At 68.4% G+C, this 10,043-nt stretch carries 9 protein-coding genes; all 9 read right to left on the bottom strand.

The window, feature by feature from the left end; all coding sequences use genetic code 11:
* Positions 1-91: 91 nt before the first annotated feature.
* Complete coding sequence (locus tag ACFU5M_RS33020) at positions 92-784, bottom strand: DUF4333 domain-containing protein (protein ID WP_379055281.1); 693 nt, start codon at positions 782-784, stop codon at positions 92-94.
* Between the two features lie 163 nt (positions 785-947).
* Positions 948-3,629, bottom strand: coding sequence for a DEAD/DEAH box helicase (locus ACFU5M_RS33015; protein WP_379055283.1), 2,682 nt, complete (start codon positions 3,627-3,629; stop codon positions 948-950).
* A 24-nt stretch (positions 3,630-3,653) separates the two neighbouring features.
* A complete protein-coding gene (tatC, locus tag ACFU5M_RS33010; protein WP_379055279.1) occupies positions 3,654-4,607 on the bottom strand; it encodes a twin-arginine translocase subunit TatC in 954 nt (317 codons plus the stop codon).
* Between the two features lie 98 nt (positions 4,608-4,705).
* Positions 4,706-4,963 carry a Sec-independent protein translocase subunit TatA gene (gene tatA, locus ACFU5M_RS33005; RefSeq protein ID WP_379055277.1) on the bottom strand — a complete coding sequence of 86 codons (258 nt, stop codon included), beginning with the start codon at positions 4,961-4,963 and terminating at the stop codon, positions 4,706-4,708.
* A 64-nt stretch (positions 4,964-5,027) separates the two neighbouring features.
* Positions 5,028-6,077 (bottom strand): 2-dehydropantoate 2-reductase, encoded by a 1,050-nt coding sequence (locus tag ACFU5M_RS33000; RefSeq protein WP_379055275.1) that lies wholly within the window; start codon positions 6,075-6,077, stop codon positions 5,028-5,030.
* Positions 6,078-6,099: 22 nt separating this feature from the next.
* A complete protein-coding gene (locus tag ACFU5M_RS32995) occupies positions 6,100-7,077 on the bottom strand; it encodes a helix-turn-helix transcriptional regulator (protein WP_379055273.1) in 978 nt (325 codons plus the stop codon).
* Entirely contained in the window at positions 7,074-8,069 is a 996-nt protein-coding gene (locus ACFU5M_RS32990) for a helix-turn-helix transcriptional regulator (RefSeq protein WP_379055271.1), read from the bottom strand. Before ACFU5M_RS32990 ends, ACFU5M_RS32995 begins: the two co-directional genes overlap by 4 nt.
* A 233-nt stretch (positions 8,070-8,302) precedes the next feature.
* Positions 8,303-8,599 carry an MTH1187 family thiamine-binding protein gene (locus ACFU5M_RS32985; protein WP_379055269.1) on the bottom strand — a complete coding sequence of 99 codons (297 nt, stop codon included), beginning with the start codon at positions 8,597-8,599 and terminating at the stop codon, positions 8,303-8,305.
* A 22-nt stretch (positions 8,600-8,621) separates the two neighbouring features.
* On the bottom strand, positions 8,622-9,980 hold the full coding sequence (gene pafA / locus ACFU5M_RS32980) for a Pup--protein ligase (RefSeq protein WP_174186519.1): 1,359 nt from the start codon (positions 9,978-9,980) through the stop codon (positions 8,622-8,624).
* Positions 9,981-10,043 lie beyond the last annotated feature (63 nt).

The raw sequence follows: 10,043 nt of genomic DNA, 5'->3' as shown, positions 1-10,043 counted from the left end.
CGACGAAGGAGCAAGCGGCGGTCGCTCGGACGCGAGCCACAAGGGGGCCGCGAACACCCAGCGCCGCAGGCGCTGGAAAAACAGACACAGCCTAGCTGGGGCGACCGACCTCGTAGGTGCCGTCGTCCTTGGTGATCTTGATGTTCACCTTCTTGGCCTCGCCGCTGACCTTCACGCTGCACTCGAAGGTGGCGTCGACCTTGACCTCCTGGCCGGACGGGCAGGAGACGTCGCTGATGTCCTGGATGCCGTAGGAGTCCGACAGCACTTTCTTCACGCCGTCCTGCACCGCGGCCTGGTCCAGTTGATCCTTGGCGGTCAGCACGAGCACGAGCGCGACGATCGCGCCGACCACCGCGACGCCGAGCACCGACAGACCGATGATCAGGCCTTTGCCCTTGCCGCCCTGCTGCGGCGGCTGCTGGCCCGGAGCGCCCCACTGCGGCTGAGGCTGCTGCGGTTGCTGCCCCCACTGCGGCTGCTGCCCCTGCTGGCCCCAGTCCTGCTGCTGCGGCTGGCCCCACTGCGGCTGGCCCTGGGCGGGCTGCTGCCCCCACTGCGGCTGCTGCGGTTGCTGCCCCCACTGCTGCTGCGGTTGTCCCCACTGCTGCTGCGGTTGCTGCTCACCCCAGTGCTGGGTCGGTTGGGCCGAGGCCGGGGTCTGCGGCTGACCGCCCCACTGCTGCGTGGGACCGGCTCCGCCCGGCGCCTGCTGTCCACCCCACTGCTGGGTGGGATCGTTGCGTCCCTCCCCGGGGTCGTTCGGTCCGTACGGGCCGCTCATCTGCTTGCCTCCACTCGCATCGTTGTACACACGGTAGCCCCCCGCGTGGGCCTCGTCGCATGACACGACTATTCCGCCACGGTCGGTACGCGAAAGAAATCAAATCACAATCGAATCCGCCGTGTTGTTATTGCCGCTGCCGTGCGCCCGCCATTCGTTCCGCTCAGGCGGCGTCCACCGCCACGACACCCCGGCGGATCGCCCGCACCGCCTTGGCCGCGGTGGCGGCGACCTCGGGATCGTCGGCGGTGCCGTGGATCTGGTCGAGCAGATCGATCACCTGCCTGCACCAGCGCACGAAGTCACCGGCCGACAGTGGGGCACCCTGGTCACCGCTGGCGAGCAACGACTCGGCCAACCCATCACCGCGCGCCCATTTGTAGACGCCGTCGACGAAACCCAGATCGGGCTGCCTGGTCGGCGGCAGCTTGTGCCGTGCTTCATCGGTTCGCAGCTCCGACCAGACCTCGATGGTCGCGCCGACCGCCCGCCGGATCGGCGCCGTCGGTCCGCTCGCACCGAGATACCCACCCTCCTGGCGGGATTCGTACACCAAGGCCGACACCACGCCGGCCAGTTCGGCCGGGCCGAGGCCGCGCCACAGTCCCTTCCTGAGGCATTCGGCGACCAGCAGGTCGCTTTCGGCGTAGAGGCGGGCCAGCCTGCGTCCGTCCGGCGTCACCTCGCTCTCCTGCACGAATCCGCGTTCCTCCAGCAGACCGAGAATTCGATCGAAAGTGCGCGCCAGCGAATTGGTGGTCGCGGCAACCTTCTGGCGCATCGCCTCCGTCTCGCGCAGCAACCGGTTGTACCGCTCACCCACCCGGGACAGTTGCTCGCGATCGGGCCGGGAGTGCGCCGGATGCGCCCGCAGACTGCGGCGCAAGGTCGCCAGTTCGCGGTCGTCGGCAGCGGTGGACTGCCTGCCGCGCCGCGGCCTGCCCGGCACCGAGATCCCCGTGCTGCGCAGAGCGGAAGCCAGATCGCGGCGGATGCGCGCGGTCCGGTGATCCACTCGGCGCGGCAGCCGCATGTGCCCGAGCGCCTCGGCGGGCACCGGGAAGTCGGCGACCGACACCCGGCCGGCCCACTTGTCCTCGGTGAGCACCAGCGGCCGCGGATCACCGGGCGTCGCGTCCGGCTCCAGGATCACCGCCAGCCCGGCGCGGCGGCCGGACGGAATCGCCACCACGTCGCCGCGTCGCAGGGCGCCGAGCGCGTCCACCGCGGCACCGCGGCGGTCGGCGCGACTCTGCTGAGTCAGCTGCCGCTCGCGCTGCTTGATCCGCTCGCGCAGCGACAGATATTCCAGGAACCCGCCTTCCGCGCCGCCGATCTGGTCGCGCAGCTTGCGCAGCGCCGCCTCGTTGCGCTCGATGCCGCGCACCAGCCCGACCACCGACCGGTCCGCCTGGAACTGGGCGAACGAGCGCTCCAGCAGGGCGCGTGATTCGTCGGCGCCCATTCGGTCGATGAGGTTGATGGACATGTTGTAGCCCGGCCGGAATGAGCTGCGCAGCGGGTAGGTGCGCGTCGAGGCGAGACCGGCGACCGCGCTGGTGTCCACCTCGGGCTGCCACAGCACCACCGCGTGGCCTTCGACGTCGATGCCGCGCCGCCCCGCACGCCCGGTCAACTGGGTGTATTCCCCGGGCGTGAGTTCCGCGTGCGATTCGCCGTTGAACTTGACCAGCCGTTCCAGCACGACGGTGCGCGCGGGCATATTGATGCCGAGGGCCAGCGTTTCGGTGGCGAAGACGGCACGCACCAGCCCGTTGACGAACAGTTCCTCGACGGTGTGCCGGAACGCTGGCAGCATGCCGGCGTGATGCGCGGCCAAGCCGCGATGCAGCGCCTCACGCCACTCCCAGTAGCCGAGCACCTCCAGATCGGTCTTCGGCAGATCACCGGTGTGCTTGTCGATGATCGCGTCGATCGCGTCGCGCTCCTCCGGACGGCTCAGGTCGAGCCGCGACCGCAGGCACTGCGCGAGCGCGCCGTCGCAGCCCGCCCGGCTGAAGATGAAGGTGATCGCGGGTAGCAGACCCTCTTCGTCCAGTTTGGCGAGCACCTCCGGCCGGGGCAGCGGACGGAAGTCCCGGCGCGGGCCGCCGCGGCCGTTGCGCGGGGCGCCCCAGCTGTTCATCCGGTCGGCAGCCTCGCGGTGGCGGATGAACCGCACCAGGTCTTCGTCGACGAGCACCTTCTGTTCGGTGGATTTGGTGTCGAACAAGTCGAACATCCGGCGCCCCACCATTACGTGCTGCCACAGCGGCACCGGCCTGGTCTCGTCGACCACCACCGCGGTGTCGCCCCGCACGGTTTCCATCCAGGCGCCGAACTCCTCGGCATTGCTCACCGTGGCCGAAAGGCTGACCAGCCGCACGTCCGGGGGCAGATGCAGGATGACTTCTTCCCACACCGCGCCGCGGAACCTGTCGGCGAGATAGTGCACCTCGTCCATCACGACGTAGGACAGTCCGCGCAGCGCGTCCGAGGAGGCGTAGAGCATGTTGCGCAGCACCTCGGTGGTCATCACCACCACCGGCGCGCCCGGGTTGATCGATTGGTCGCCGGTCAGCAGTCCGACGCTGTCGCGGCCGTAGCGCTCGGTGAGGTCGGCGAACTTCTGGTTCGACAGCGCTTTGATGGGCGTGGTGTAGAAGCACTTCCCACCGGCCGCCAGCGCCAGGTGAACGGCGAACTCGCCCACGACCGTCTTGCCCGCGCCCGTCGGCGCACAGACCAGGACGCTGTGGCCTTCCTCGAGCGCAGCGCAGGCAGAACGCTGAAAGGGATCCAGCCGAAACTTCAGCTCGGCGGAAAATACGGCCAACTCGCCCATCTGCGACCGGTCATCTGTCACTCGTCAGAGCGTATCGGAGTAGTCCGACACCGGTCGTGTGGATTTCTCCGCGGGGGTGGTGAGCGACTCGGCCGGATCGATCGGCTCCGGGGCGCCCAGATCGGAGGCCTCCTCGTCGGACAACGCAGCCAACCCCTCGCGCTCCTTGCGCGCCCGGCGCCGATCGTTGAGCCGGGAGAACTGGATCGCCACCTCGAACAACACCGTCAGCGCCAATGCCAACGCCAACATCGAGAAGGGATCCTGCGGCGTCACGATCGCCGCGAACACGAACAAGCCGAAGGTGATCCCCCGCCGCCATGCCTTGAGCCGCTGGTAGGTCAGCACTCCCACGAGGTTCAACCCGATGATGAGCAACGGCGTCTCGAAACTGACGCCGAAGATGATCAGCAACTGCAGGATGAAACTGAAATACTGCGTTCCGCTCAACGCCGTGATCTGCACGTTGTCGCCGATGGTCAGCAAGAAGCTCAACGCGTGCGCGATCACCACATAGGCCAGCACCGCTCCCGCGGCGAACAACACCGTGCCCGAGGATACGAACCCGATCGCGTACTTGCGTTCCTTGGCATACAGCCCAGGGGTGATGAACGCCCACAGCTGGTACAGCCAGATCGGCGCCGCCAGCACGACACCCGCCGTCATGCCGACCTTCAACCGCAACGTGAACTGCTCGAACGGCGCGGTCGCCAGGAGACGGCACTCCCCGTCGGGGCTCAGGGTCGCCCGCGCCGACGCGGGCAGCGAGCAATACGGCCCGCGCAGGATCTCACCGAGGCTCTCCAGTCCCAGGAACCCGTGCCCGTACCACAGGAACCCCAGTACCGTCGTCGCGATCACGGCCGCGATCGACACCAGCAACCGGTAACGCAGCTCCTGCAAATGTTCGACCAACGACATCGTGCCGTCGGGATTCGTCCTGCGCTTGCTACGCCGCGGATCGAACGGGATTCGCATGGTTGGTGATCGCCCCTGGGTTCACGTGCCTCGCTCAGCTCGGCAACAGCACTGAGTCCGGAGTGAGCTGTTCCTCACTCCGGCGCGAGCGGATCCGCTCAGACCGATTTCGGCTCGGTACGGGGCTCGGTGGCCTGCGGCGACTGCTGCGCGACGGGCAGCTGCGGTGCGGGCTGCTGAGCCGGCGCGCCACTGTCGGACGCGTTGCTCTCATGCTGCATCTGGCTGACCTCGCTCTTGAAGATGCGCAACGACCGGCCCAAGCTGCGGGCCGCGTCGGGCATCCGCTTCGCGCCGAAGAACATCACGAAAACCACCGCAATGATCAGCCAGTGCCAGATGCTCAGACTGCCCATGATCTACCTCCCAAGACTGTGATATTTCGATGCTACCGGACCGTGACGTGCGCGAACGCCGCCGTCACTGCTCGTTCGCCCCGCGTTCGGGCACGGCGCCCGCCGCGGCGGCCCGCAACTGGCCGAGTAGTTCCCGGCCGGTCCACGCACGCCGACCGCCCTGCTCGGCGGCGACGATCAATTCGATCAGCCGCTCATTCACCGGCGTCGGCATCCCGACCATCGCGCCCAGTCCGACGATTTCCCCGCACAGCCAGGAGATTTCGGTCGTGCGGCCCAGCTCCAGGTCGTCCGCCATGGACGAACGCGCCAGCGGATCGATGGCCAACACCTGTCCGGCCACCCGCTGGAACAGGCCATCGGGGACGGTGAGCAGCGTGGCCATCGCCCGGGGCGGCAGCGCAGTCAACCGGGCCGGACGAATTCGCGCCTTGTTCATCACGGCGAGCGCTTCGCGCTGGGTCAGCGCGAGACAGCGGCGGTAGTCCCGCTCGGCGAGTTCCTCCCGCAGCGGGCGCCCGGACAGCGCGTTGATCGGGTTGTTGAGATTGAGCAGGAGCTTCGCCCACTGCACCGGGCGCAGGTCGGGATACCGGCGCAAGCCGAGCCCCGCCCGCTCGAACACGTCCAGGAACGCCGCCAGCGCCGGGTCGTCCTGCACAGCGAGCCCGCCCTCGGTGCCGCGATGGAAACGGCCGCCGGGGTGGTGCACGACATTGAACATCACCATGCCGGCCAGGACCACACAGTGCGGCAGAATCTCCCGGATCACCGAGTCGTTGCCGATACCGTTCTGCAGGCTGAGCACCACGGTGCCCGGCCGGATCTTGCCCGCGAGATCGCGCACCGCCGCCGCGGTTGCCGCCGATTTCACCGTCACCAGCACCAGATCCGCCGATCCGACGTCATCCGGTTCGGTGGCGCGGTGGAATCGGTCCGCCGCCAACGCGTCGTCACCGCCGTCGAGGTCGGTCAGCCGGAGCCCGGACGCGTCGAGTTCGTCGAGCACCCGTCTGCGGCCGACCAGGGTGACCTCCGCGCCCGCGACGCCGAGCTTGCCGCCGACGAAGGTGCCGATACTGCCCGCGCCTACCACCAGCACACGACTGTTCATGCCGGTAGGGCCCCTTTGTCCCTCATCGGGCCTCCAGGAATCCGGCTTCCTCGTAGGCGGCAAGCGCGGCGTTCGACCGCTCGCGCACCGCCGCGACGAGTTCCGGCGGTCCGAGGACGGTGACGCCCGCCCCGAAACCGAGCAGCAGGCGGGCCATCCAGTCCAGCGTGGCGAACCGCATGGTCGCCTCCAAGCTGCCGTCGGGGTGCACCGCCAGCCGATGCATCGGGTATTGATCGAGCACCCAAGCGTAGTCGGCGTGGATTCGCAGATGCGCCAGAGCAACCGCCGGATCGTCCTGGAACAGGTCCAGGCCCGCCGTCGCCTCGGTGGCATGCTTGGGTGGCCGGGCGAGTTCGTCCAGCTCGGTGGCGGCTTCGATCCGGTCGAAACGGAACAGCCGCACTCCCTCGGCCTGCCTGCACCAGGCTTGCAGGTAGCTGTTGTCGTCCACGAGGACGATGCGGATCGGGTCGACGATGCGTTCGGACACCACGTCGCGGCTGGCGGAGTAGTACACCAGCCGCAGCGCCCGGCCGAGCGCAAGAGCCGATCGCACGGCGGCCACAGCGGGCGCCTCCTGCGGCGGGGTCGGGAATCGCCCGTCGGCGTCGGTGGACACACCACCCGTGATCGCCGATTCGATCTTCGCGATGGCCGCGTGGGCGGCGGTCGGGTCCACCATGCCTGGCATGTCGACGATCGAGCGCAGCGCGACCAGCAGCGCGGTCGCTTCGGTGGAGGTCAGCCGCAACGGCCGGTCGATGCCGGCGGAGAAGGTGACCTCGATGCTCTCCTCGGAGAACGCCAAGTCGATCAGGTCGCCCGGGCCGTACCCGGGCAGCCCGCACATCCACAGCTGATTGAGGTCGCTCATGAGCTGTTTGGTGGTCACGCCCAGATCTGCGGCGGCCTCGGCCGCGCTGATGCCGGGATGCGCGATGAAATACGGAATCATGTTCAGCAGCCGGGAAAGGCGCACCGAGAGCCGCGAGTTCATGCCCGCACCTCCGTCCGGTCGAACACCGAACGCAACCGCGCGATGACATCGGCGCGGAGCGACTCGGGAGCCAGCACCACCGCGTCCGGGCCCAGGCCGGTGATGAGCCGGGCCAGCCAGTCACGCGATCGCACCGGCAGCTCCACCACGGAGCCCGTGCGGCCGCCCACGGTGCGCTCGTCGACGACCTGCCCGATTCGGCGGAGCTCACGTCCGCGGCCCTCGGCGACCCACACCGTCGCCGACCCGCTGACCGGCGCGGTGCTGGTGACCTGGTCGACGATGGCGCGCAGATCCACACCCGCGGGTTTGCGGACCACATTGCGCGCGCCGTAGGCGGTCACGTCGTCGCCGATGCGGGACAGCCGGAAGCTGCGCACCGCGTCCCGGTCCCGGTCGTGCCCGACCAAGTACCAGCGGCCGCGATGGGTGACGACGCCCCACGGCTCGACATCGCGCATCAGATAGGGGGCGTTGATCGCGCCGCGGTGTTCGAACCGCACCGCCTGTCCGGCATCGATGGCGGCCAGAAGTTTCCCGAGCACCGGTTCCGAGCCGCGGGTCCGAGCCGGAACGGCAGGTACCGAGGCCACCGCGACGTCGGTCTCCACATGGATACCCGCGGCGCGCAGCTTGAGCAGCGCGCCCTCCGCGGCGGCGGCCAGCTCTGGCGATTCCCACATCTGCACGGCCACCGCGACGGCGGCGGCCTCCTGGTCGGTCAGGTCGATGTCGGGTAGCTCGTAGGCATCGCGGTTGATCCGGTAGCCCTCGATCGTCGAGTACCGGCTCACCGGACCGACTTCCAGTGGAATGCCCAGATCGCGCAGTTCGTTCTTGTCCCGCTCGAACATCCGGCTGAACGCTTCGTCGCTGGCGGAGTCCTCGTATCCGGCCACACTGTCCCGAATCCGCTCCGCGGTCAGGAACTGCCGGGTCGACAGCAGCGCGATGACCAGATTCATCAGCCGCTCGACCTTGGATATCGCCACCCGATAGAGGGTAATCTGCGCGGCCGCGCAGTGTTTGTCCGGCCGCGCCTTCGGCGCGGCGCGTCAACGGCACATGCTCGGTATCACTTGGCTCGAAAGACGTGGTCGGGGTGCGCTGAGCGCGTTGGCGACCACGTCCCGACTCCGCACTCACCGTTCGGGCGATCGACCGGTGCCCGTCGGAGAACGAACCTGTCGGTGGTGGCCCGCTGCATCGACCAGAACGCGGACCATCAGCCCTCTGCCAAGTAACGCTCGACCTTCTCCACCTTCGCGGTGATCGCGTCGGTCACGCCGGGCCGGATGTCGGCCTTCAATACCAGGCTGCACCGTGGCGCCACGGCGAGGATGGCATCGGTCGCTTGCTTCACCACCGCCATCACCGCGTCCCAATCCCCCTCGACGGTGGTGAACATGGCATCGGTGTGGTTGGGCAGTCCGCTGGCGCGCACCACGCGGACCGCTTCGGCGACCGCGCGCCCGACATCGACGCCGGTCCCGAGCGGTGTGACGGAGAAGGCGATGATCATGCCTCGATCATGCCCGCCCGGCTCACATGGACGCGATCAGGCGATCGACGCGCTCGTCCACCGAACGGAACGGGTCTTTGCACAGCACGGTGCGCTGCGCCTGGTCGTTCAGCTTCAGGTGCACCCAGTCGACGGTGAAGTCGCGGCCCGCCTCCTGCGCGGCGGTGATGAAATCACCGCGCAACTTGGCCCTGGTGGTCTGCGGCGGGGTGTCCACCGCGGCGTCCACGGCCTCGTCCTCGGTGACGCGCTTGGCCAGACCCTTGCGCTGCAGCAGGTCGAAGACGCCGCGTCCGCGCTTGATGTCGTGATACGCCAGATCCAGCTGAGCGATCTTGGGATCGGACAGCTCCATGCCGTACCGGTCCTGGTAGCGCTGGAACAGCTTGCGCTTGATCACCCAATCGATCTCGGTGTCCACCTTCGCGAAGTCCTGCGCCTCGACCGCGTCGAGGGTGCGGCCCCACAGGTCTACCACCTGGTCGATCTGCGGATCACGGTCCCGATTGCGCAGGTGCTCCACGGCGCGGGCGTAGTACTCGCGCTGGATGTCCAGGGCGCTGGCCTGCCGTCCCCCGGCCAGGCGCACCGGACGGCGGCCGGTCAGGTCGTGGCTGACCTCGCGGATCGCACGGATAGGGTTGTCCAGGGCGAAGTCGCGGAACGAGACGCCCGCCTCGATCATCTCCAGCACCAGCGCGGCCGTGCCGACCTTGAGCATGGTGGTGGTCTCGGACATGTTGGAGTCGCCGACGATCACGTGCAGGCGGCGGTACTTCTCCGCGTCGGCATGCGGCTCGTCGCGGGTGTTGATGATCGGCCGCGAGCGGGTGGTCGCCGAGGAGACGCCCTCCCAGATGTGCTCGGCGCGCTGCGACAGGCAGAACGTGGCCGCCTTCGGCGTCTGCAGCACCTTGCCCGCGCCGCAGATCAGCTGGCGGGTGACCAGGAACGGCAGCAGCACGTCCGAGATCCGGGAGAACTCGCCCGCGCGAACCACCAGGAAGTTCTCGTGGCAGCCGTAGGAGTTGCCCGCGGAGTCGGTGTTGTTCTTGAACAGGTAGATGTCGCCGCCGATGCCTTCTTCGGCCAAACGCTGCTCGGCGTCGATCAGCAACTCTTCGAGGACCCGCTCGCCCGCACGGTCGTGGGTCACCAGTTGCGCCAGGTTGTCGCACTCCGCGGTCGCGTACTCCGGGTGGGACCCGACATCGAGGTAGAGCCGAGCACCGTTGCGGAGGAACACGTTCGAGCTACGGCCCCAGGACACCACCCGGCGGAACAGATACCGGGCCACCTCGTCGGGGGACAGTCGACGGTGACCGTGGAAGGTGCATGTCACACCGAACTCGGTCTCGATCCCCATAATTCGTCGCTGCACACCATCGACATTACAGCCATGTCCGGGACTTGCGGGGCGCACCGAACAACCCGTATGCATACG

Origin of the sequence: Nocardia sp. NPDC057455, assembly GCF_042802775.1 — a bacterium.
In the GTDB taxonomy this organism is placed as follows: domain Bacteria; phylum Actinomycetota; class Actinomycetes; order Mycobacteriales; family Mycobacteriaceae; genus Nocardia.
Note: the sequence above shows the minus strand (reverse complement) of the source record. Positions and strands in the feature narration are given on the sequence as shown.

Bases quoted from the DNA above. Each gene is read 5' to 3' on its own strand.
- ACFU5M_RS33020 (WP_379055281.1), bottom strand. From the start codon at position 784: ATGAGCGGCCCGTACGGACCGAACGACCCCGGGGAGGGACGCAACGAT.
- ACFU5M_RS33015 (WP_379055283.1), bottom strand. From the start codon at position 3,629: ATGGGCGAGTTGGCCGTATTTTCCGCCGAGCTGAAGTTTCGGCTGGAT.
- tatC (WP_379055279.1), bottom strand. From the start codon at position 4,607: ATGCGAATCCCGTTCGATCCGCGGCGTAGCAAGCGCAGGACGAATCCC.
- tatA (WP_379055277.1), bottom strand. From the start codon at position 4,963: ATGGGCAGTCTGAGCATCTGGCACTGGCTGATCATTGCGGTGGTTTTC.
- ACFU5M_RS33000 (WP_379055275.1), bottom strand. From the start codon at position 6,077: ATGAACAGTCGTGTGCTGGTGGTAGGCGCGGGCAGTATCGGCACCTTC.
- ACFU5M_RS32995 (WP_379055273.1), bottom strand. From the start codon at position 7,077: ATGAACTCGCGGCTCTCGGTGCGCCTTTCCCGGCTGCTGAACATGATT.
- ACFU5M_RS32985 (WP_379055269.1), bottom strand. From the start codon at position 8,599: ATGATCATCGCCTTCTCCGTCACACCGCTCGGGACCGGCGTCGATGTC.